The following is a 21,345-nucleotide window of genomic DNA, read 5'->3' on the forward strand; positions in this document are numbered from 1 at the left end:
CGCCTGTGTCCGGACGCCCGCTTCACGCAGGTTCCCCCTTTTCTGCCGTAAGGCCATCCTTCAAACCGGCAATTACCTGGAGGGAAACATGAATGTTGTCGCCAAAGGCTCACCTAACCCGTGGAACGCCCTTGCATCCCAAAACCCGGTCATTCACTTCATTGACGTCTGCCTGCGCGGTGCGGGGCAGGTCATGTTTCAAAATAGCCCGCTGACCGGGGTGTTCTTCTTCATCGGCATCTTTTGGGGCGCCTACTCCGCGCACATGATCTCCGTAGGGATCGGTGCTGTGATCGGAACGGTTGTAGGTACGCTTACCGCTTACGCTCTGAAAGCGCCCAAAGAAAACATCAACATCGGGTTGCATGGTTATAACGGTATCCTTGTGGGTTGCGCCCTGCCGACCTTCTTTGCACCTACGCCCCTGCTGTGGGGATACATCGTGGCAGGCTCGATCTTTTCCACCGTCCTCATGATGGCCGTCTCCAGCATGTTGCGGACGTGGAAGGTTTCAGCCATGACTGGCCCTTTCGTCATCACCACATGGTTCTTGATGCTTGCCGCCTACAACTTCGGCAACATCCAGATTATCAGCCTTCCGCATCCCGCTGTCTCCGTACAGCCTGCAGCGACGGATCTGTTCGCCTTAAACATGGAACAGTTCTGGAGAGCAGCGTTCGCGGGCGTATCGCAGGTGTTCCTGCTCAACAATGTAATCACGGGTATTCTGTTCCTCATCGGCCTTGCGGTGAGCTCCATCTGGGCGGCTGTGTTCGCCTTCTTAGGCTCCATCATTGCCATCTGCACGGCGGTCATCCTTGGCGGCGGCTCCACGGCCATCATTGCGGGCTTATTCCAGTTCAGTGCTGTGCTGACCGCCATCGGCCTTGGTACAACCTTCTACAACCCCAACTGGCGGGTCATCTGTTACACCTTCCTCGGTACCGTGTTTACCGTGGTAGCCCAAGGCGCGCTCAATGTACTGCTGAGCGTCTATGGTATCCCGACCCTGACCTTCCCCTTTGTGATTGCGGCATGGATTTTCCTGCTGCCGAACATCGATCTGCTCCCCAAGACCCATCAGAACTGATCATCCTCAACCATCAGGAGTAGCCATATGTTTTCTCTCAACACGGGCGATACTGGCTTCGTTATGCTCTGCACCGCATTGGTGTGCATGATGACCCCCGCCCTTGCGCTGTTCTACGGCGGCATGGTCCGCAAAAAGAACGTGCTGACCATTATGATGCAGAACTTCATTTCTATGGGCGTTACGGCCGTCATCTGGATTTTCGGAGGGTTCAGCCTTGCTTTCGGGCCGGATGTGGGCGGCCTGTTTGGTGACATCAGCTACCACTTCGCGCTGGATAAAGTGGGGATTGCCCCAAGCCCCATCTATGCGAGCACTGTGCCTTTCATCCTGTTCTTCGCCTACCAGCTTATGTTCGCGGTCATCGCCCCGGCGCTGATCACCGGCGCGTTCGCCGGACGGCTGAACTTCCGCGGCTACCTGAAGTTCCTCATCTTGTGGATGATCTTCATCTACATTCCCGTCTGCCACTGGATTTGGGGCGGCGGCTTCCTCGCCAAGATTGGCGTGATGGACTTTGCAGGCGGTATCGTGATCCACGTCAGCGCCGGTTTTGCGGCGCTTGCCTCGGTCATTTTCCTTGGTCGGCGTGACGACATAAAGCCCGGTGAACCGACCGTACCCAACAATCTGCCACTGGTCGCCGTGGGTGCCGGCCTCTTGTGGTTCGGTTGGTTCGGTTTCAACGCGGGTGGCGCGTACGCCGCCGACGGCTTGGCCGCCTACGCCTTCACCAACACGACCATCGCCGGTTCCATCGCCATGATCGTCTGGATGCTTTACGACTGGCATTATGACCGCAAACCGTCCTTCTCCGGCGTGCTCGTCGGCGCCGTGGCCGGCCTCGCCACCATTACCCCCTGCGCCGGGTACGTGGAACCGTGGGCTGCAATCGTCATCGGAGCCGTGGGTTCTACCGTGTGCTACTACGCCAAGCATGTACAAGAACGCCTCGGATTCGACGATGCGCTTGAAGTGTGGCGTGCCCACGGCATGGGCGGCGTCACCGGCGCCCTGCTCCTCGGTATTCTCGCCAGCAGCAGTATCGATAAGGTGAGTGCCAGCATCCATCAGTTCCTCATGCAGCTCCTCGGCGTGATCATCGTGGCGGTCTACTCCTTCGTTGTGACCATCATCATCTTCAAGGTCATCAGCACATGGGGGCCGATCCGGGTTACGAAGGAAGAGGAAGAGGCAGGACTCGATGAGTCCCTGCATGGCGAAGACGCCTATAAGATGTAACCCTCAAAGGTCGGGCCAGCTACCCGGCCTTTTTTAAAAGGAAACAACATGACTGAGTTGACAGGGACGCTTTGGGTCGCAGGCGGAGGCGCGCTCGGCGCTTACTGCCGCTTCCAGCTCTCCGCGTGGTTCGCCGCATGGCTCGGCAAAGGTTTCCCCTATGGGACTCTATTCGTAAACGTGTTCGGCTCTTTTACTATGGGACTGCTTGTAGGGGCAATCAAAATAGATGTCGTTCCCTTTATCCCTTGGCATGACTTCATTGGCGAAGGCTTTCTCGGCGCGCTGACCACATTCTCCACATTCTCTATGGATACATTCGCCGCCTTCCGTGACGGACAGCCCGGAAAGGCCGTCACCAACGTCGTCATCAATATGGCCCTGTGCCTTTGTGGGACCGCTTTCGGCTTTTTCCTGATGCTCCACTAGGGGGAAGGTATGTCGTATATCGAAAACACCATTGCCGTCCTGTGCGGCGGTGCGGCGGGGGCGGTCTGCCGCTTCAAGCTGAATACCGCGATCATGAGCGGCCTGACCATGGCCTTCCCTCTTGGCATCCTCTGCATAAACGTGCTCGGCGGTTTTCTCATGGGCCTACTGCAAGGCACCATGAAACGCAGCGAAAAGACGTTCACGGTGGGATACAGCCTGCTTGGAACCGGTTTCCTCGGCGGTTTCACCACCTTCTCCACCTTCTCTCTTGATACATTTAACCTCTACCATACCGATGATATTATGCTTGCAGGTCTGAATATTCTCCTCAATGCCGTGATATGTATCTGCGCCGTATGGGCTGGCTATCGCATTGTCTTCCCACGCATTGCCACACATGAATAAACAAATGCTTTCCCCAAATAGAAACAAAGCCCCGGGCAAATGTCCGGGGCTTTGTTAAGGATGAGGAAAAACTCTGGCTGATGGCATGATGAGCCTCAGATGAGCCTTAAATGTATCCGCAGGAATAAAGCTCACACCAAAAAGAAAAACCCACTGTTTCCAGTGGGTTAAATTCTAATGGCGGAGAGGGAGGGATTCGAACCCTCGATACAGTGTTACCCGTATACCCGCTTAGCAGGCGAGCGCCTTCGGCCGTCTCGGCCACCTCTCCGTAGAAATGACGTTCAATGCGTCGTTCCGTGGATTCTTCTAGCGATTCTTCCCGTGCCTGTCAACCGTTTTTTCGATTTTATCATTCTCGGTGATCAATCAAAAATTCCGGGGAGCTCTACCATAATGGAGTAACTCTTGTCATAGCCATCGTAATTATATCGGCCTATAATACGGTAACATTGCGCTGTATAAGCAATATCAATACTTTGATCGTAGGTTTTGCCAAATGTTCCACCTTGGCGCATATCGCGGTAGTCATCAAACCGGATAGACCACTCAGGCGTCACATTGATCGTCAAATCATTGTGGATAAGCCGTAAGTCCGAAGTAAGTTGAACATTGTTCCAGTTCTCATACTGAAATTTTTTTCTATAGTCATAATACTTATCACGGAAGCTCATACCTGTGTACCATGATATCTTATCTTTATACCGTAGGTTGATATCATGATCATGACGTGTAACTTCTCCGTCATACGCTGAAAAATATGTTTTATCGTGATACCCAAGCCACGGCCAAGGATAGATTTCAAAATCCGAAACAATATCCATGAATGGCCTGCGCCCATATTCATCCCGATACCGATCCCGGCGAGCTTCTTCAAAATCGTAACCGCTCTCAATCCGCCAGCGCAAAAGATCCTGATAAAAAGTACTGCGCCGTGCTTCCTGTTTATCCCCCTCTCCAGTTACCGAAACAATGGAACCCTTTCGCGTTACAATATTGGTAATGGAGTACGTCAGCTCATCCCGGGGCAGGATTCTATCCTCCATCAAATAAAAAGGATTCTTTTCTTGATCGACATGCGGCGTGCGGGAATACCGGATACGCGGCTGGATTTCGTGGCGAACCGCTGTCCACATCTGCTTTCCGGCATTTTCAGGCTTGAGCGGAATGCTTGATTCGTCTCCAATCTGCCAGATACGGCTTGCTTCCGTATATCCTTGGATATCCATGTCGATCATGGTACGGGATTCGCCAGTCTGACGGGGAGAAGCGGAATTGTCCATATACATGGCCAATGGACTAGTGTGCTCTTTGCGATCCGTATTGTAGTAGGTTTGACGGAGCCCGACCGTACCAATGACGGAACCAAAACCCAAATCCAAAGGAACGGAGAGCTTGGGATAGATTTCCGTACGCCCGCCCGTTGTTCCCGAAGCGCGGTACATATACCCCGACTGAAACTGCGCTTCCAGTTCCAAGGGAATCTGCGGAATAATCCTTCCCTTATACAGGAACAAGTCGAGCTGCGGCAGGCGCTGCACCAATTCATCCTGACTTCGCGCCATATTCCCATGCCCGAGGGAAGGATCCTGCTCATACCGCACACTGGCGACAATACCCACGCGCTGCCAGTCATTGCTTACCAAAGCGGCGCTCACGCGGTTTTGATCGTCTTCCTGCAAATCACGCCCAAACATCCTGAACAGGTTGTCGCGGGTTCTGTCAAAGCCTATAGGCCCTTGGTTGAACTCACGAAGGAAATCCTGATCCGAAACATAATCGATATTGGAGCGGTAACGCCACGTGGAAGCCCCAAGGAACCCGTCGGCCATTCCACGCAGCCAATACCGATCGTTATTGGTACGCAGTGTCTGCGTATTTTCACTTACCCGGCTTGTCCCCGGAATCGCCACAGTATCCTTATCGTAGATCCCGGTAGCGGCAAGCCATGTCTTCTGATCCGTAAATTCATTCGCCCGATACTCAACGCTGAAAGACGGCCCGATCTTCGTCATCCAGCCACCGTAAAACGTCATGTCATGGCTCTCATCAATAGCCCAGAAATACGGCTGAGTATAATAAAAACCGCGCTTTTCGCTGATGCCATAATCAGGCGGCAACAACCCGGACTGGCGAGTCGTCTTTGCCGGCAATACCATGAAGGGGCTGTAAAAAACCCCAGTATTTTTTACGTCAAAAGTCGAGTGGAAAAGCTGGGCATAGCCGTCAATCTCTACGACGGCCTGTTCAGCATTCATCGACCACGCGGGAACCGCCCCGTCGCAGGTCGTCACCTTCGCCTTGTTGAAGGTATACCTATCCCCCCAGTGCTTGATAATCCGCGAACCGCTGAAATAAATGTGGGGCCCTTCCATAAAAACGTGTCCATTCGTCAGCCAGCCGGTTTTGGAGTGCAGATCAAACTCGGCCTCATCAGAACGGATGTCGTCCCTGCCCATGCGGACGAACACGTTGCCTTTCAGATAAACCCAGTTCGTCGCAGAGTAGTACCGGGCAAAATCGGCTTTTAGAATGTCGCTTCCCCGTTGAAGGACAACCCCACCCTGCGCCTCAACAATGGTATTATCGCTGAGAGTGACCAGTTTGTCCGCCTCAAGATTCCACGAAGCCTCCTTCGTGTCTTCCATCGGTATAGTGAGCACATCCGTAGCGGCATACGAATGACCCGGCAAGCAAAGGAAAAGCGCCAGCAAAGCTACGGGCGCGCAAATCGTTTTTGTTACAAACCGGAACATTTCGCGAGGCAGGGGCACAATCATGGGCACGGTAAACTTCCTGTTGCATCCAGCGTTCGGACGCACTATAAAAATGCTCCGCACAGGAGCGTGTTTTAAAGGATAACTCCGCAGCAACGTCTCTTTTGTATCACTCGAACCAATTGCCGGGGCTATCCCGAAGCCTCTCAACAACTGCCTCCCTCGCGGGGACGCTTTTTGAAAAACAATGCGGCTTCATGCTCTGGTTCGTGCGGGGTGTACTCTAGCCCATTTTTCAAACAAAAAAAACCCTCGGTTATTCCCCGCCGCCGGGCACAATAAAAAAGAGCTTTTTTCCGATTCATCCATAACTTTTCCTGAAATATGAAATGGGGGATGTTTCCACGCCCCTTTACCGTCCCGCACCCCCTATCCCTGTTTTCCCACCAGTAAAGCGCTTGAGCGTGGAGGTCCCATGTTTTTGAGCAGTGCCATCATCACCGTCCACCTTGAAAACCTTCGTCATAACCTGAAAACACTGCTGGCCCGCCATCCTTCCCTCATGCCCGTCATCAAGGCCGACGCCTACGGGCACGGCGTCGTCGCCGTCGCGCGTGTGCTGGCGGAAGAGGGAATACGGCATATGGCGGTGGGTTCTGTGGGGGAAGGCGCACTGCTCAGACAGGAAGGGCATACGGCTTTCCTGCTCGCGCTGATGGGGCTGGCAAGGGATGAAGATACGGCTCTTGCCGCGAACTATGACATCACCCCATTGATCCATAGCCGGGAAAGCCTTGAGCGAATCCTTGCGCAAAGCCATCTGATGGGACGTGCGGAACCATTGACGATCGCCATTAAATTCGACACCGGCATGTCCCGGTTGGGGTTCCGTGTGGATGAGGCGGCGGAGCTGGCCGATTATCTGCGTACGCTCAAAGAAGTGCGGCCCGTACTGGTCATGTCGCACCTCGCCGCTTCGGATACTCCGGCACTTGACGATTTCACCCACGAACAGGCGCGCCGCTTCCATGAGGCGACGGAAAACATGAAGGCCGTTTTCCCAGATCTCAAAACATCCCTGACAAACTCTCCGGGCCTCCTCTGCTGGCCGAGCTATGTCGGCGATCTGGCGAGGCCCGGCGTCACACTCTATGGAGGGAACCCGCTTCACGGTACGGACAGGGCCAAACTGGGCATGGGCCTGCTTCCGGTCATGGAGATGGCGGCTCCAGTGCTTTCCGTCCACCCCGTCATGAAAGGCGCCACAGTCAGCTACGGCTGCCTGTACACCGCCCCCAAAGACATCAAGGCGGCCGTCGTCGGGGCTGGCTATGCCGACGGTTACCCGCGCTCGCTGTCCATGCGCGGATCTGTTTTGATCCGGGGACAGCGCGCCCCTATTCTTGGGCGGGTATGTATGCAGATGTGCATCGTCGACGTAACAGATATCCCGGACGTTGAACCCGGTGATACGGCTTATTTGCTGGGGGGATCGGGCCCGCTGACCATCCGCCCCGAAGAACTTGCCGAGTGGTGGGGAACTATTTCTTATGAAGTATTCTGCGCGCTAGGCCGCAACCGCCGCGTAAGCGAGAAAAAATTCAGCGAATACGGCAACAGGCGTGCCTAAGGCTTCAGCTTATGGCGCGGCAGAGCCCCCTCCGCACAGCTTAACGCTGGCAGCAATAGCCGCCTTCCACACCTTCCGGACTCAGCACAATCTGCCAGAGCTGAATGTCACGCGCCCGGAACGCGCCCGCACAGCTTAAAAGATAGTACCGGTACATGCGGCGTACGCGCTCGCTGCACTGAAAAGCGCCTTCCGCATAGCCTTCTTCAAAACGCTGATGCCATGCCATGAGCGTCTTGTCGTAATCGGCGCCGAAGTTGTGCCAGTCTTCCATGACGTAGCGCCCGGTAATGGCCTTTGCAACGCAAACCGGAGAGGGAAGCATCCCATTGGGGAAAATATATTTGTTGATCCACGGATCGGTTCCCGTCTTCTTTTTGCTGTTGCCGATGGTATGCAGCAGGAACAATCCCGAAGGCTTCAGCAGCCGTTTGGTCGTCTTCATGAAAATATCGTAATTTTTCCGTCCCACATGCTCGAACATACCGACGGAAACAATACGATCGAACTGCCCTTTTAAGGATCGGTAATCTTCCAGCAACCAATTGACGAGATGCCCGGCGTCATGCTCCCGGGCATAGGCAAACTGTTCCGTAGAAATCGTGACCCCAGTGACTTTCACCCCGTATTCTCTGGCCATATATAAGGAAAGGCCGCCCCAGCCGCACCCGATGTCGAGCACGGACATCCCTTCTTGAAGCTCCAGTTTCCGGCAAATCAGCTCCATCTTGTTACGCTGCGCCTCGTCCAGCGTCCCGGCATTCTTCCAATACCCGCAACTGTAATTCATCGTAGGCCCGAGCATCCGCGCGAACATGGCGTTATCCATATTGTAATGCTGCTCAGCGACCATTGGGGCCCTGGCCACGCTCTGTAAATTGAACAGGAGCTGGCTCGCCACAACCAGCGCATTGGGAAGGTTATGCCGCACCTTATTTTCCAAATGCGCATGGAGGGCCTTACAAAACAGTACATCCAACTGCTCGCAATCCCACCAGCCCTCAAGATAGGCCTCGCCCGCTCCGAGCGTCCCCTCCCGGAACACCCGTTTATACAGGCCTTCATTATGAATCTGGATATCCCAAGGACGGTCTCCTCCCACCCGGATATCCGCCTCAGCAAGCATCGAAGTCAAAACGGCTTTTGCATCCATGATTAACCTCCGAAAATATCGCCTCTACGCCCCTTTCCAGGTAAAGGCGGCTTTCCATGATGCACCACGGAATACCCTTTTCTTCAATTATTAGTTGGTACTAGAATCATTCAGCTATAAAGACTCCTCCATGCGAAAGTACGCAAAAAGACCCAAAATTCCCCACAATTCGGAGAGGCTGTGCGGACGGCTGGCCCTTGCCGCCACGATCAAAAAAGAGAAGACGGACAATCCGCCTCCTCTTTATGTAAGACTGCAACCACCCTTCGCAAGGGAGATTATTCGTCGCCATCACCGCCGGTCTTTTCGGGCAGCTTCCCGATACGCTTCAAAAACTCGTCGCGGCAGTCGTAGCTGCAAAAACGGTGAACCGTCTTGCCGTCCCGAACGGTGATGTTGCTGTCGGAATCAATATAAGCTCCGCAAACCGGGTCTTTGACCATTTCCCCGGTAGCGATGAGATGTTCCTTTTCCTTCTTGGTATCCTCACTGCTCTTTTTGCGGTCATTCATGAACATACGATACAAGGCATAACCCACAAGGATGAGGATCAACCATTTCCACATGGTTCAACTCCAGCATTGCCGTTACTGGCGGATGCGGTTCCCTTCCACGGCATGAGCGAGGGAACGCAACGCCTCTCCGGGAGTCCGTCCGTCGGAGAGGAGCAGATTCGGTTCAATATCCCGCAGGGGGACAAGCACAAAAGCCCGTTCCGACATGCGAGGATGGGGCAGAGCCAGATGCGGCGTATCCCAGCGATCCTGATCAAACAATAAGAGATCCAGATCGATAACGCGCGGGCCGAACCGCATCGCCGGGTCCGACGTCTCCCGGACGCGGCCCAACCTCTTTTCCACATCAAGGAGCATATCCAAAAATTCGGGGGCTGTCATGTCTAAAGCGCAGGATACCTTGAGAACCTGATTGGCGAACCACGGTTGATCGCGCATCTCCTGCGGCTCCGTAAAATAGACGGGCGACGCCGCCTCGATTTTCCAGCCCGGCAGAGAACCCAAAACCTCCCGCGCCCGGGCCAGATTCATTTCCGGTTCCCCCATGTTGGATCCCATGCACACATACGCCACATGCCGCTCATTCATCATATCACTCCCAAAAACCGCGATCGGTTTGCGATTCCCCATGCTCTGGTGTATTCTGCGAACATGAAGACGACCTCGCGAATCCATACATCTCCCGTTTCCGGCAAGGGCGGGCGGCGCCCCGATACCCCGGCAGTTTTTCCCTCCAAACTGGCTTCCCGCTGGCTTGATGGACTCATAGCCGAACGGGGGCTCTCGCGCAACACCGTAGCCGCCTACAAACAAGATCTGGATGCGCTCCGGGACTTCCTCGACGAGCTGGAAACGCCCCTCAGCGGCCTCGACGACGAAAACATCACGCTGTTCATCGCTTGGCTGCGCAAACGCGGCGACGCGACCCGCACGCTCGCGCGGCGCATTTCGTCCCTGCGCAGTTTCCTTGCGTGGTGCGTCGAACGGGGTGAGCTGGCCTCCAACCCGGCGGCCCTCATCGACACGCCCAAACTCCCTTCCCTCCTGCCCGACGTACTGACGCAAGATGAGATCATCCGCCTGCTCAACGCCCCGGACGCCACCAGCAAACTAGGGCTTCGGGATCGGGCCATGCTGGAACTGCTGTACGCCGCGGGTATGCGCGTTTCCGAACTCATCGGACTACAACCCATCGATTTGGATCTCCAACGTGGCGTCGTGCGCATTTTCGGCAAAGGAAGCAAGGAACGCCTTGTCCCCCTGCATGACGCGGCTGTCATGCGCATGGCCGAATACCTCAAAATCGTGCGCCCTCTCTTCACTCCCGTTGAGGATCGCGTGTTCCTCAACCGTTCCGGTAACGGCCTCTCCCGGCAGGGAGTCTGGAAGCTGGTCAAACGCTACGCACTGGAGGCGGGCATCCGAAAACCCATTTCCCCGCACACGTTCCGGCACTCCTTCGCCACCCATCTGTTGGAAGGCGGAGCGGATCTCCGTTCCGTACAGATCCTCCTTGGCCATGCGGATATGAGCGCGACGGAGCTCTACACGCATGTCCAGTCCGAACGCCTGCTCCAAATCCACAGGAAATACCACCCCCGCTCCCAGTACACAGAACCCGGCCCGGATGACGCCTCCCCCACCGAAGGCGAACTGTCGTAAGCTGCATAAGGAAACCATATGAAACCTTCTTTGGCCTCAGCCCCCACCGTCATCACCTGCCACAGCAACGCCGACTGGGATGCCTTGTCTTCGATGATCGGCATGTCCATGATCTACCCCGACAGCATCATGATCTTTCCGGGCAGCATGGAAAAGCCGTTGAACCAGTTCTTCAATGAAACCGCCGTATTTCTGTACGCATTCAAGAATATAAAAGAAATCGACCACACGAGTGTGAAGCGCGTCGTCATCGTGGACACGCAGATCCGTTCCCGCGTGCCGCAGGTGCATGATTTGCTCGATCTTCCCGGCGTGGAGGTGGAGGTATGGGATCACCACCCCACCCCCAAGCCTTGCTCCGGCGAAAAAAGTAAGGTCATCAACGCCGACGTGACGCACATCGGAACCACAGGCTCCACCTGTACGCTCATCTGTCAGGCCCTACAGGAACGGGGCATCACCCCAGCCTGTCAGGAAGCCACCTTTCTTGGGCTCGGCATCTACGGCGACACGGGCGCGTTCACCTACACGTCCACCAAGCCGGAAGACTTCCTTGCGGGGGCATGGCTGCGCCAGCACGGCATGGATTTGCCCTTTATCGCGGATCTCGTCCAGACGGGCATGACCAGCGTCCATATCAAGGTTCTCAATGAACTGCTCGACTCCGCTGCCGTCCATGAGGTCGGCCCTTACAGCGTAGTCCTCGCCGAAGCGACGCTGGACAGCTTCATGGGCGATTTCGCCTACCTCGCCCAGAAATTCATGGAGATGGAGTCCTGCAACGTCCTGTTCGCACTTGCCAACATGGAGGAAAAGGTGCAGGTCGTGGCCCGCAGCCGCGTGGACGCCGTGGATGTCGGCCAGATATGTAAAGCGCTTGGGGGCGGTGGGCACCGTTTCGCGGCGTCCGCTTCGGTCAAGGGCATTCCCATCCCCGAACTCAAGGATGCCATCTTCCAACAACTGTATATGCAGGTGAACCCCAACAAACAGGCGCGGGATCTCATGTCCTCGCCCGCCGTCGGCATTGAGGACAGGCAGACCATCCGGGAAGCGGAACAGATCATGAACCGCTACGGCCTCAAGGCCGCTCCCGTCTTCCGGGCGGGGACGCGCCACTGCATCGGCTATATGGAATGCCAGACGGCATCCAAGGCCATCGCCCACGAACTGGGCGACATGCCGGTTTCCGAATACATGCAGCGCACCATCCTGACGGTTCCGCCGGACGCCCCCCTGCAACGCCTCATGAAAATCATCGTGGGGGCGCACCAGCGGCTGGTTCCCGTCGTCGAAAAAAACGAGGTCATCGGCGTGGTCACCCGCACCGACCTCATCAATATGTTCGTCGAGGATCCTTCCGGCGTGCCCATCCCCGTCAACACCAGCGCACGTGAACGCAATCTCGCGAAACTGCTGTCTACCCGCCTCCCCCAGCCCATGCTGCGTATGCTCCACAGGGCCGGAGAACTCGGAGACCGCCTACAGGTCAGCGTTTATGCCGTCGGCGGTTTCGTCCGCGACATCATGCTCAGCCGCCCCGCCGTGGAGTTCGACGACGTTGATCTGGTGGTTGAAGGCGACGGCATCGCCTTTGCCAAGGCGCTGGCGCAGGAACTCGGAGGCCGCGTCCGCGAGCACAGGGTTTTCATGACCGCCCTCATCATCTATCATGACGAAAACGGCGAAGAACAGCGCCTCGACGTAGCCACGGCGCGCCTTGAATACTACAAATACCCCGCCGCCCTGCCCACTGTGGAACTCTCTTCCATCAAGATGGATCTCTTCCGCCGCGACTTCACCATCAATGCGATGGCCCTCCGCCTCAACAAGGGGCAGTTCGGCTGCCTCGTCGACTTCTTCGGCGGCCAGAGCGACATCCAGCGCAAGACAATCCGCATCATCCATGCCCTGAGCTTCGTGGAAGATCCCACCCGCATCATCCGGGCCGTGCGCTTTGAACAGCGGTACGGTTTTCACATCAGCACGCAGGGCGAAAAGCTCATCAAGAACGCCCTGTCCCTGAACCTCGTGGAAAAACTGTCCGGCGCGCGCATCCTGCACGAGCTGAACCTCATCTTCCGCGAGGACGAACCGGAAACCTGCCTGCGCCGCCTCAACGGACTCGGCGTGCTGGCCGCGATCCATCCGAGCCTTACCCTGACCCCCGACAGGGACGAACTCCTCGACTCCCTGCGTGAGGTCATCGACTGGTACCGCCTCCTCTATTTCAAGGAAACGCCCGACCTTTCCACACTGTATCTCATGGCCCTGTGCAGCGCCGTCCCAGCCATCGAAACGGCGGATATCCTGCACCGCCTTGGGCTGACGCCCACAATGCGCGAGGAGCTCCTCAGCCTGCGGGAAAGCGTGCGCACGACGCTGATGGAGCTCCTCAACTGGCACCGGGATACGCAAAAAAAGGGGCAGGCGGGACACTCCATAAGCCGCTTATGCGCCCTCCTCGCCCCCCTGCCGCTCGAAAGCACGCTTTACCTGATGGCCCGCTCCGACAACGAGGAAATCAGCAGCAGCGTTTCCCAATACATCTATAAATGGCGGCAGATCAAAGTGGACATCAACGGCGACGATCTGCACCGCCTCGGTTTGAAGCCCGGGCCGCAGTTCGGCAGCGTTATGCGTATGGTTCTGGCCGCAAAATTGGACGGGGAGGCCGAAACAAGGGAAGCGCAACTGAAACTGGCGGAGGGGATGATCAGGAAGGGCCTTCCGGGAAAGAGGATGGCGGACGCCGCCCAAAGGAAGCCGCGCTGAAGCGTCCTCCACGGGCGGGAAGGGCTTGCCGTGAGCGCCCTTGCCGTGTAGAAGAGGAAAAACGATTTTCACTCAAGACAAGGAAGCTGTCGTATGACACATCCTCTGTGGGCCCCGTGGCGTATGGACTATATTTTGGGGCCGAAACCGGACTCGTGCGTTCTGTGCCTCCCTCCCGATGATCTGTCCCATGATGAGGAACGGCTCGTCCTGTACCGCGGCAAGGCCGCTTTCGTCATCATGAACAAATTTCCGTACAACAACGGGCATATCATGGTGGCACCCCTGCGGCACGTCATGGATCTGCCGCTTCTGACGGCGGAGGAATCGACGGAAATCATGGAATTGCTCAAGCAGTGCACGACCATTCTCAGGGAGTTCTTCAAACCGCAGGGCATCAATGTAGGCCTCAACCTCGGCGAAGCCGCCGGAGCGGGCATCCGCGACCACCTGCATTTCCATCTCGTCCCCCGCTGGAATGGCGATTCTTCGTTCATGGCCGTGATGAGTGAAACGCGGGTCATCCCCGATCATCTGGCTTCGACCTATACCAAACTCAAACCCCTTTTCGCCCGGTTGCGCCCGGGCCAACCCGCATGAGGAGAGGTCTATGCGTTACATCAAAGTGCTGCTGCTGGTCATTCTGTTTTTCTTGGTCATGATGTTCTTCGTGCAGAACCAGAGTGCGTTCTCGCAGGCCGTTGCGCTGAAACTCGACCTGCTGTTCCTCCCTCCGGTCGAATCCGCCCCTCTGCCCTTCTACACCCTGCTGATCATCTGTTTCGTCCTTGGCGCCCTGTGTATCCTCGCCATGCTGATGTGGGATCGGGTTTCCCTCTCCGCCAAGCTGACGATGGCCAATATGCGTGCCCGCGGCTTTGAAAAGGATGTCGCCAAGGCCCTCAAGACCAACGAGGCCCTTCAGAAGAAGCTAGACGCCGCCGAAGCCAAGGCCGCCCAGCTCGCCGAAGAGGTCGAAAACGCGAAAAAGTCCGCTTCCGCACTTACCGAACAAGAATAACCATTTACCATTCATGATGCCCACGGATGATCCCTCGCTGGATTGTGCGTGGGCATTATTGCAGCATATGAGCCAACAGCCCGCATCTCCCCGCCTTACCCCCATGTTTGAACAGTACCTCCGCATTAAGGAGGGCTATCCTGACGCCCTGCTCTTCTACCGCATGGGTGACTTTTATGAACTTTTTTTTGAGGACGCCGAAGTAGCCTCGCGTGAACTCCAAATCGCGCTGACTTCGCGCAACCCTAACGCGGAATCACCCGTTCCCATGTGCGGCGTCCCGTGGCATGCCGCCGAAGGGTACGTCAGCCAGCTTTTGAACAAGGGCTACAAGATCGCTTTCTGCGATCAGGTCGAAGACCCCAGAGCCGCCAAGGGGCTTGTCGAGCGCGCCGTCACCCGTGTCTACACCCCCGGAACCGCCGTCGAGGACGTCAGCCTTGAGCCCAAGGGGCACACCTATCTTGGGGCCCTGCTCTGGAGTGCCGACACGGATCGAGGCGGGTTCGCGTGGGTGGATGTCTCCACCGGCTACTGGGCCGGGCTGCACGTCAAAAAGAGTCAGGAACTCTGGCAGTGGGCGCAGAAGATTGCCCCGCGCGAACTCCTGTTGCCGGAAGATGCCGACATCCCGCCTTTGCTGCACCTTACGGACATTCAGGTCGTCCGTGTCCCCTTGCGGAGCCATTTCGACTACAAGCGCTCCACTGAACGCGTCCTTGCCGCCCAGTCCGTCGCCGAACTGGGGGCCTTGGGGCTGGAAGACCGCAAAGAGCTGGTGCAGGCCTGCGGCGCACTGCTCGCCTATCTGGAGCAGACGCAGATGCAGGACACCAGACATCTTGCGCCCTTCGAGCCTCTGGATCTTGGCCAGCACCTCCTTATCGACGACGTTACGGAACGTAATCTGGAGCTGTTCCGCCGCCTCGATGGACGCAAGGGCGTAGGCACGCTGCGCCATGTGATCGACTCCACGCAGACGCCGATGGGCGGCCGCCTGCTTGAGGAGCGCCTGCGCAACCCTTGGCGCGAGCTTGCGCCCATTCAGGAAACGCAGGAAGCCATTGCATGGCTCATTGCACATCCCGAAAACAGAAAAAAGCTGCGCGAGGCGCTTTCCGGCGTTTATGATCTTGAGCGCCTGTCTACCCGTATCGCACTGAACAGAACCTCCCCCCGCGATATGCTGTCGCTCAGGCAGAGCCTTGCGGCGCTTCCTCCGGTCAAATCCGCTATCACGTCTTCCGATGCTGATACCCCCAGAGTGCTCCGCTCCATTACGGAACACTGGGATGATCTTGGCGACCACGCCGCCACGCTGCAAAAAGCCCTTGCCGACGATCCGCCGCAGTTCATCACCGAAGGAGGGCTGTTCAAGCAGGGCTATAACCCGGAACTGGACGAACTGCTGGATCTCGTCGAGCACGGGGAAAACCGGGTCAAGGCACTGCTCGAAGAGGAACAGAAAGCTTCGGGCATCAGCAAGCTCAAGCTCGGCTACAACCGGGTGTTCGGGTATTACTTCGAGTTGTCCAAGGCAGTAGGCGGAACGCCTCCCGAACATTTTATCCGCAGGCAGACGCTGACCAACGCCGAGCGCTTCACGACCGTCCACCTCAAGGAATTGGAAGAAAAGCTGCTTTCCGCCGCCGATCGGCGCAAGTCGCTTGAATACAAGCTGTTCCAGCAGCTTCGCGGGGCGTTGGCGGAAGCCCGCCCCCGCATCCTGTTCATGGCCGACATGCTGGCGCAACTGGACTATTGGCAGTCATTGGCGGAAACGGCGGTGCGCCACAACTGGTCGCGCCCCGTGCTTCATACCGGGCAATCCATCACAATCAGGGAAGGGCGCCACCCAGTCGTTGAGGGTATTATCGGAGAAGCCGCGTTCGTGCCCAACGACCTCCATATGGATGAGGACAGGCGGCTCCTGCTGATCACCGGCCCCAACATGGCGGGTAAGTCGACCGTACTCCGCCAGACCGCACTGATCTGCCTCCTCGCGCAGATGGGTTCTTTCGTCCCGGCCCGGGAAGCCCAGCTTGGCCTGTGCGATCGCATCTTCTCCCGCGTAGGCGCTTCGGACAATCTGGCGCAAGGCCAAAGTACGTTTATGGTGGAAATGATGGAGACCGCACGCATCCTGCGGCAAGCCACCAAACGCAGCCTCGTCATCCTTGACGAGATCGGACGCGGCACGAGCACGTTCGACGGGTTGGCGTTGGCGTGGGCCGTAGCGGAAGAGTTGGCAAGACGGGCTGGGGGCAGCATCCGAACCCTTTTTGCCACGCACTATCATGAACTCACGGCCTTGGAAGGCAAGATCCCCGGTGTGCATACCATGAACATCGCCATTCGGGAGTGGAACGGGGAAATCGTCTTTCTCCGCCGCCTGATCCCCGGGCCGTCCGACCGGAGCTACGGCATCGAAGTCGCGCGGCTGGCGGGTGTCCCACAGCCCGTCGTCCAGCGGGCACGGGAAATCCTCGCCCAACTGGAGCAAAACAAAGGCTCCTCACCCGTCCGTCAGGTCATGCCGAATCTTCTGCCCGGCATCCAGCTTCCCGAGGCCAAGCCCAAGAAAGTGGTCGAGGAAGTTGCCGTTGCGGAACCGGAACACCCTTTGCTCGTGGCTCTGCGGGATACCAATCCCGATGCCCTGACCCCTCTTGAGGCCCTGAAACGTATCACGGAATGGAAACTTTTATGGGGAGCCCCAAAGCAATGAAAACACGGATCACGCTAATACTGTGCTGCCTACTGTTGATCGCAGCGGGATGCGGCAAGAAAGGGGATCCGATCCCCCAAGACAAGAAAAACCTGTTTGAATGGGAAAGCGCTGACGCCGCCCTCACCGGAAACGGTTGTCTCGCCATTTCCGCGTTCATGAAAGGCGCGGCGCGCAATGTGGACGGTTTCTCCATCGAGCTGGAACCTCTGGGCGCATCCGCCGATTCCACCCTGCCCAAGGAATTGCAGACGCCGCAGGATACCTGTGAGGGCTGCCCCTTCGCCCCGCGCGAAACGCAGGAACTGACGCCACAGCAGGCCGTCCCCACGGATTCGGGAACGCGGTTCGCGTTCACCTATTGCCCGCAAAACAAGGCGGCGGCTTACCGCTGGCGTCTGGTGGCGCGGAACGTCTTCATGGCCTTCCCCTACGCACTGACCCCGGTGAAAACCGTTCGCTAAGGCAACATTCCTTTTAAAATATTCTAAACGCATTGGGGGAGCTTTTCTCTGGAAAGGCTCCCTCACTTCCCCATCAATCCCCTTCTACATTCCTCTAAAACCTTTTGCGGCATATACTCAAAGCCCATTCACAGTTTTCCAGCAAATTCTCTTTAGTTAGGGCAAGACATTTCCCCATAGAAAACTTGCCTGCGATATTTGGGGGCAAAGACCACATGGTATTTGCAGTTCCATTTTGTGTGGGCTAAACTTTGAACGTCACTCATTGTGGCCTCCTTTTAATTTGTTGCCGTTTGCAGTTGCCAGACCGCAAGCTTTACTAACAAATCAAAAGGCGTTTTTATAACATATACAAAGCTGTAAGCTTTTCGGAACCTCCCGCATAGCGGGAGGTTTTCTTTCTATACAAAAAAAGAGGATGGGCTCTAACCATCCTCTTTCTAATCATCTTTTCCTATATTGAAAACGCGGCCCCCTATCAAAAGGGCCTACCGCGTTTCTTGCGCATAACGCTCAAAAAAGCTTCCACCTGCTTCTACTGTGGGGAAAATATCCGCCTTTATACCCACCAAGGGATCTGCAAAAATCCCCCCTGAGTGGCAGCATACTGCTCAAGTTCCCCAAAAACCGGCCAACTGCAACAGCCACATGACCAGCAACGCCTGTACCCCTGCCATGACATCATCGATCATGACTCCGTAGCCACCGGGCAGCCAACTTTCGGAGGCATGGACGGGCCACGGCTTCCACATATCAAAAACCCGGAATAAAATGAAGGCGATACCTATCTTTGACCAGCCCGGATCAGAAAACGGCAACAGCACCAACCACATGCCAAGGAGTTCATCAATAACAATCTCACCCGGATCCTTGCAGCCGAGTATCTGTTCACCACGGGTCGCGGCCATTCCGCCAATCCAAAACACAAGTACGAGCACCGCAATCCGGGCGACAAACGGCAGTGGAATGAACAAAAATGGAGCCAGAACCGCCGCCAGCGCGGAACCGCATGTCCCCGGCATGATGGGAGACAGCCCCGCAAAACCGAGCCGGCAAAAGGCGAGTGTCAGTTTATCCATTACAACCCTCTCTATGCTTTGGCAGGAAAACGCCCGCACGAGAATTTTTCCCCTTCGGGACAGTACCGCAGCCGCTCACACTTGGCACCAGCCAGACTAAATACCTCAGGCAGTACCCCCCGGCACAGCGCGAGCATCTCGTCCGCGACGTGCCGGATTTCCCACTGTGCACGGCGGCAACAGCGGTGCTCAAAAAAGTTCAGCAATGCCCGGCAGTTCATGGTTACGACAATGTTGCTCGCCGTGGCCTGCGGCAGGACAAAACGCGCATCCTCATTCGCCTTGGATCCGGTTCGCCCTGCTTCTTCAAGCAATCCTTTAAGATCCCGGTAAGCGGAACCGATCTCCCGCATGATCCCTTCAAACCGCGCCAGCGCTTCCGGATTCTTCCGGATCTCCGGCGGGATCAGGTAGTCGAAATCCGAACCGTCCACATATCGCTGGCTCTGCTGTGAATAGGATGCGATGCGGTGGCGCACGAGCTGATGCGTCAAGGCGCGGGACACGCCGCCAAGCGCAAACGTGAAACTGACGTGCTCAACCGGGCTGGCATGGCCGGACTCCATAATGGAAGCCACAAACTGAGCCTGCTTTTCGCGGCCGATGTCCCCGGCGAGCAGGCGGGGCCACATATCGGCCACAAATCCGGCGTGATAACATTGACGAAACGCCGCATACACCAAAGAAAGCGGTTCCGGCGTATGGGCAAGCAATTCGACGTGAGGTTGGACTACGGGCATATGATCTCCGGCTATCCGAGCATATTTAAATGTTTATACGCTTTTGCCGTAGCCATCCTGCCCCGTGAGGTGCGCTTCAAAAATCCACATTGAATAAGATACGGCTCATAAATATCCTCAATCGTACGGACTTCTTCGGAACAAGCCACCGCCAGCGTCTTCACGCCCACGGGCCCGCCTCCGTAAATGTCCACAAGGACGCGCAATAATTTGCGGTCCATCTGGTCCAGCCCGTTCTCGTCCACGTCCATGCGCCGGAGCGCATGCGCCGCCTGTTCCTCGTCCACCACGCCGGAACCATAGACGGCGGCGAAATCGCGCACGCGCCGCAGCAACCGGTTGGCGATACGCGGCGTTCCCCGCGAACGGCGGCCGATTTCCAGTGCGCCTCCCTCAGTGATCGGTACCCCCAGAATACGCGCGGAGCGCATGACCACACGGGACAGCTCCTCAGGCGTGTAGAACTCCAACCGACTGATGATGCCGAAACGATCCCGCAACGGCGAGGAAAGCAAGCCGATGCGCGTCGTGGCGCCCACGAGCGTGAACGGCTCCAGATCAATTTTGACGGTACGGGCGGCGGGCCCCTGCCCTATCAACAGATCGAGCTTGTAATCCTCAAGCGCCGGATACAGGATTTCCTCCACGGCAATGGGGATCCGGTGGATTTCATCCACGAACAGGATGTCGTGGCGGGAGAGGTTGGTCAGGATGGCCGCCAGATCGCCGCTCCGCTCCAGTACCGGGCCGGACGTACAGATCAGGTTGACCCCCAATTCCGCCGCCATGATTTGGGCGAGCGTCGTTTTCCCAAGGCCGGGGTTTCCGTAAAAAAGGACGTGATCCATCGCCTGCCCACGTTCACGGGCGGCGTTCAGAAAGACGCGCAGATTGGCTCTCAACTCCTCCTGCCCGATGAAGTCCTCCAAACGGGAAGGCCGGATGCTTTCGTCACCGGGAGAGCCGGATTCGGGAGCCGACAGTTCTTTCGCCAAATCTGCGGGGGGAAGGAATGATGGCGTATTAAGAGAATCGGACATTACTTCTGCCGTTCGCGGGCAAGGGCTTTCAGGGCGGCACGGAGGGCTTCGCTGACTTCAAGATCAGGCTCTTCGTGCAGGATGTTCTTCAAAACGGGTGCGGCTTCGGCTTCGGCGTAGCCAAGCCCTTCGAGGCCCGTCAACGCGTCGCGGTAGACGCTTCCGGGCACGCCCAACTGCAGCGAGGCCGCCGCCGGCATGTCCTCAACCTTCAACTTATACTTGAGCTCAAGGAAAATATGCTGGGCACTCTTTTTGCCGATACCGGAAACCTGCGTGAGCGCAAGCACGTCGTCCTCAAGCACCAAGCGCCGCAGGTCGTCGGGGCGGAACGCGGAAAGGATGCCGAGAGCCGTCCGCGCCCCCACCTTGGAAATGGATGTCAGCACAATAAACGTCTGCCGTTCGTCCCATGTCTCGAAACCGAACAGTTCCTGCGCGTCTTCCCGGACGATATGGCAAATGTAGAAGCGGACATGGCCGCCGCGTTCCGGCAACTGGAGCCGCGTCTGCTGCGGCAGGTAGACTTCATAACCGACGCCGCCTTCCGTGACGACGACGCAAGCGTTGGCGCACACTTCCGCCAACCGCCCTTCTATATAAGCGATCATGGGGTGTTCTCTCCCTGTTTGAGCGGCAACACCCGGATGGC

Annotated in this window: 19 protein-coding genes, 1 tRNA gene and 1 pseudogene; 11 read left to right on the top strand and 10 right to left on the bottom strand. The window is 56.9% G+C overall.

Features of this window, described 5'->3' with window-relative positions:
- Window positions 1-88: 88 nt before the first annotated feature.
- Genes yut through crcB (AC6I1V_RS02745) form a run of 4 tightly spaced genes read left to right on the top strand, consistent with a single transcriptional unit; the run spans window position 89 to window position 3,169 of the window.
- Entirely contained in the window at window positions 89-1,090 is a 1,002-nt protein-coding gene (gene yut / locus AC6I1V_RS02730; protein WP_486853553.1) for an urea transporter, read from the top strand.
- Window positions 1,091-1,117: 27 nt separating this feature from the next.
- Window positions 1,118-2,332: an ammonium transporter gene (locus AC6I1V_RS02735; protein ID WP_486853554.1), complete on the top strand. Its 1,215-nt coding sequence runs from the start codon at window positions 1,118-1,120 to the stop codon at window positions 2,330-2,332.
- 48 nt (window positions 2,333-2,380) lie between these two features.
- Entirely contained in the window at window positions 2,381-2,761 is a 381-nt protein-coding gene (gene crcB / locus AC6I1V_RS02740) for a fluoride efflux transporter CrcB (RefSeq protein ID WP_486853555.1), read from the top strand.
- Window positions 2,762-2,770: 9 nt separating this feature from the next.
- Entirely contained in the window at window positions 2,771-3,169 is a 399-nt protein-coding gene (gene crcB / locus AC6I1V_RS02745) for a fluoride efflux transporter CrcB (protein ID WP_302551679.1), read from the top strand.
- A 178-nt stretch (window positions 3,170-3,347) separates the two neighbouring features.
- Here crcB (AC6I1V_RS02745) and AC6I1V_RS02750 read toward each other — a convergent pair.
- Window positions 3,348-3,440: transfer RNA gene (locus AC6I1V_RS02750), tRNA-Ser, on the bottom strand.
- Between the two features lie 94 nt (window positions 3,441-3,534).
- On the bottom strand, window positions 3,535-5,949 hold the full coding sequence (locus AC6I1V_RS02755; RefSeq protein WP_486853566.1) for an LPS-assembly protein LptD: 2,415 nt from the start codon (window positions 5,947-5,949) through the stop codon (window positions 3,535-3,537).
- A 412-nt stretch (window positions 5,950-6,361) separates the two neighbouring features.
- Between AC6I1V_RS02755 and alr the strand changes: the two genes are divergently transcribed.
- Window positions 6,362-7,516, top strand: a complete 1,155-nt coding sequence (gene alr, locus AC6I1V_RS02760) for an alanine racemase (protein ID WP_486853556.1) — start codon at window positions 6,362-6,364, stop codon at window positions 7,514-7,516.
- A 40-nt stretch (window positions 7,517-7,556) separates the two neighbouring features.
- On the opposite strand, the gene cfa is transcribed toward alr, so the two are convergent.
- From cfa to folK, 3 genes are all read right to left on the bottom strand, one after another.
- Window positions 7,557-8,669: a cyclopropane fatty acyl phospholipid synthase gene (cfa, locus tag AC6I1V_RS02765; RefSeq protein ID WP_486853557.1), complete on the bottom strand. Its 1,113-nt coding sequence runs from the start codon at window positions 8,667-8,669 to the stop codon at window positions 7,557-7,559.
- 278 nt (window positions 8,670-8,947) lie between these two features.
- On the bottom strand, window positions 8,948-9,235 hold the full coding sequence (locus tag AC6I1V_RS02770; RefSeq protein WP_302551676.1) for a transcriptional regulator: 288 nt from the start codon (window positions 9,233-9,235) through the stop codon (window positions 8,948-8,950).
- A 21-nt stretch (window positions 9,236-9,256) separates the two neighbouring features.
- Window positions 9,257-9,814 (bottom strand): 2-amino-4-hydroxy-6-hydroxymethyldihydropteridine diphosphokinase, encoded by a 558-nt coding sequence (gene folK, locus AC6I1V_RS02775; protein ID WP_308771549.1) that lies wholly within the window; start codon window positions 9,812-9,814, stop codon window positions 9,257-9,259.
- A 21-nt stretch (window positions 9,815-9,835) separates the two neighbouring features.
- Between folK and xerD the strand changes: the two genes are divergently transcribed.
- The 6 genes from xerD (at window position 9,836) to AC6I1V_RS02805 (ending at window position 17,834) form a co-directional block, all read left to right on the top strand.
- A complete protein-coding gene (gene xerD / locus AC6I1V_RS02780; RefSeq protein WP_486853558.1) occupies window positions 9,836-10,846 on the top strand; it encodes a site-specific tyrosine recombinase XerD in 1,011 nt (336 codons plus the stop codon).
- Window positions 10,847-10,864: 18 nt separating this feature from the next.
- Window positions 10,865-13,621: a CBS domain-containing protein gene (locus tag AC6I1V_RS02785; protein ID WP_486853559.1), complete on the top strand. Its 2,757-nt coding sequence runs from the start codon at window positions 10,865-10,867 to the stop codon at window positions 13,619-13,621.
- A 93-nt stretch (window positions 13,622-13,714) separates the two neighbouring features.
- Window positions 13,715-14,221, top strand: a complete 507-nt coding sequence (locus tag AC6I1V_RS02790) for an HIT family protein (protein WP_337432160.1) — start codon at window positions 13,715-13,717, stop codon at window positions 14,219-14,221.
- Between the two features lie 10 nt (window positions 14,222-14,231).
- Window positions 14,232-14,642: a hypothetical protein gene (locus AC6I1V_RS02795; protein WP_302551671.1), complete on the top strand. Its 411-nt coding sequence runs from the start codon at window positions 14,232-14,234 to the stop codon at window positions 14,640-14,642.
- A 67-nt stretch (window positions 14,643-14,709) separates the two neighbouring features.
- Window positions 14,710-17,370 (top strand): DNA mismatch repair protein MutS, encoded by a 2,661-nt coding sequence (gene mutS / locus AC6I1V_RS02800; protein WP_486853567.1) that lies wholly within the window; start codon window positions 14,710-14,712, stop codon window positions 17,368-17,370.
- Window positions 17,367-17,834: a hypothetical protein gene (locus tag AC6I1V_RS02805; protein ID WP_486853560.1), complete on the top strand. Its 468-nt coding sequence runs from the start codon at window positions 17,367-17,369 to the stop codon at window positions 17,832-17,834. Before mutS ends, AC6I1V_RS02805 begins: the two co-directional genes overlap by 4 nt.
- 167 nt (window positions 17,835-18,001) lie before the next feature.
- Here AC6I1V_RS02805 and AC6I1V_RS02810 read toward each other — a convergent pair.
- The 5 genes and pseudogenes from AC6I1V_RS02810 to ruvA all read right to left on the bottom strand — a co-directional run.
- Window positions 18,002-18,100: pseudogene (locus AC6I1V_RS02810) on the bottom strand (transposase); the annotation flags it as partial.
- Between the two features lie 345 nt (window positions 18,101-18,445).
- Complete coding sequence (locus AC6I1V_RS02815; RefSeq protein ID WP_486853561.1) at window positions 18,446-18,913, bottom strand: phosphatidylglycerophosphatase A family protein; 468 nt, start codon at window positions 18,911-18,913, stop codon at window positions 18,446-18,448.
- A gap of 11 nt (window positions 18,914-18,924) precedes the next feature.
- Window positions 18,925-19,653 carry an FAD-dependent thymidylate synthase gene (gene thyX / locus AC6I1V_RS02820; RefSeq protein WP_486853562.1) on the bottom strand — a complete coding sequence of 243 codons (729 nt, stop codon included), beginning with the start codon at window positions 19,651-19,653 and terminating at the stop codon, window positions 18,925-18,927.
- An 11-nt stretch (window positions 19,654-19,664) separates the two neighbouring features.
- Window positions 19,665-20,693 (bottom strand): Holliday junction branch migration DNA helicase RuvB, encoded by a 1,029-nt coding sequence (ruvB, locus tag AC6I1V_RS02825; RefSeq protein WP_486853563.1) that lies wholly within the window; start codon window positions 20,691-20,693, stop codon window positions 19,665-19,667.
- The gene (gene ruvA / locus AC6I1V_RS02830; protein ID WP_005027369.1) at window positions 20,693-21,304 is read right to left on the bottom strand and encodes a Holliday junction branch migration protein RuvA; all 612 of its coding nucleotides are present in this window, start codon (window positions 21,302-21,304) and stop codon (window positions 20,693-20,695) included. The genes ruvB and ruvA overlap by 1 nt, the downstream gene beginning before the upstream one ends.
- Between the last annotated feature and the right edge of the window lie 41 nt (window positions 21,305-21,345).

Source organism: Bilophila sp. T19-St14 (assembly GCF_059728385.1).

What these genes read in the sequence shown, in the direction of transcription:
- crcB (WP_302551679.1), top strand. Translation starts at nt 2,771, where the DNA reads ATGTCGTATATCGAAAACACCATTGCCGTCCTGTGCGGCGGTGCGGCG.
- AC6I1V_RS02755 (WP_486853566.1), bottom strand. Translation starts at nt 5,949, where the DNA reads ATGATTGTGCCCCTGCCTCGCGAAATGTTCCGGTTTGTAACAAAAACG.
- alr (WP_486853556.1), top strand. Translation starts at nt 6,362, where the DNA reads ATGTTTTTGAGCAGTGCCATCATCACCGTCCACCTTGAAAACCTTCGT.
- AC6I1V_RS02785 (WP_486853559.1), top strand. Translation starts at nt 10,865, where the DNA reads ATGAAACCTTCTTTGGCCTCAGCCCCCACCGTCATCACCTGCCACAGC.
- yut (WP_486853553.1), top strand. Translation starts at nt 89, where the DNA reads ATGAATGTTGTCGCCAAAGGCTCACCTAACCCGTGGAACGCCCTTGCA.
- thyX (WP_486853562.1), bottom strand. Translation starts at nt 19,653, where the DNA reads ATGCCCGTAGTCCAACCTCACGTCGAATTGCTTGCCCATACGCCGGAA.
- crcB (WP_486853555.1), top strand. Translation starts at nt 2,381, where the DNA reads ATGACTGAGTTGACAGGGACGCTTTGGGTCGCAGGCGGAGGCGCGCTC.
- ruvB (WP_486853563.1), bottom strand. Translation starts at nt 20,693, where the DNA reads ATGTCCGATTCTCTTAATACGCCATCATTCCTTCCCCCCGCAGATTTG.
- AC6I1V_RS02815 (WP_486853561.1), bottom strand. Translation starts at nt 18,913, where the DNA reads ATGGATAAACTGACACTCGCCTTTTGCCGGCTCGGTTTTGCGGGGCTG.
- ruvA (WP_005027369.1), bottom strand. Translation starts at nt 21,304, where the DNA reads ATGATCGCTTATATAGAAGGGCGGTTGGCGGAAGTGTGCGCCAACGCT.
- xerD (WP_486853558.1), top strand. Translation starts at nt 9,836, where the DNA reads ATGAAGACGACCTCGCGAATCCATACATCTCCCGTTTCCGGCAAGGGC.
- folK (WP_308771549.1), bottom strand. Translation starts at nt 9,814, where the DNA reads ATGGGGAATCGCAAACCGATCGCGGTTTTTGGGAGTGATATGATGAAT.
- mutS (WP_486853567.1), top strand. Translation starts at nt 14,710, where the DNA reads ATGAGCCAACAGCCCGCATCTCCCCGCCTTACCCCCATGTTTGAACAG.
- cfa (WP_486853557.1), bottom strand. Translation starts at nt 8,669, where the DNA reads ATGGATGCAAAAGCCGTTTTGACTTCGATGCTTGCTGAGGCGGATATC.
- AC6I1V_RS02795 (WP_302551671.1), top strand. Translation starts at nt 14,232, where the DNA reads ATGCGTTACATCAAAGTGCTGCTGCTGGTCATTCTGTTTTTCTTGGTC.
- AC6I1V_RS02805 (WP_486853560.1), top strand. Translation starts at nt 17,367, where the DNA reads ATGAAAACACGGATCACGCTAATACTGTGCTGCCTACTGTTGATCGCA.
- AC6I1V_RS02735 (WP_486853554.1), top strand. Translation starts at nt 1,118, where the DNA reads ATGTTTTCTCTCAACACGGGCGATACTGGCTTCGTTATGCTCTGCACC.
- AC6I1V_RS02790 (WP_337432160.1), top strand. Translation starts at nt 13,715, where the DNA reads ATGACACATCCTCTGTGGGCCCCGTGGCGTATGGACTATATTTTGGGG.
- AC6I1V_RS02770 (WP_302551676.1), bottom strand. Translation starts at nt 9,235, where the DNA reads ATGTGGAAATGGTTGATCCTCATCCTTGTGGGTTATGCCTTGTATCGT.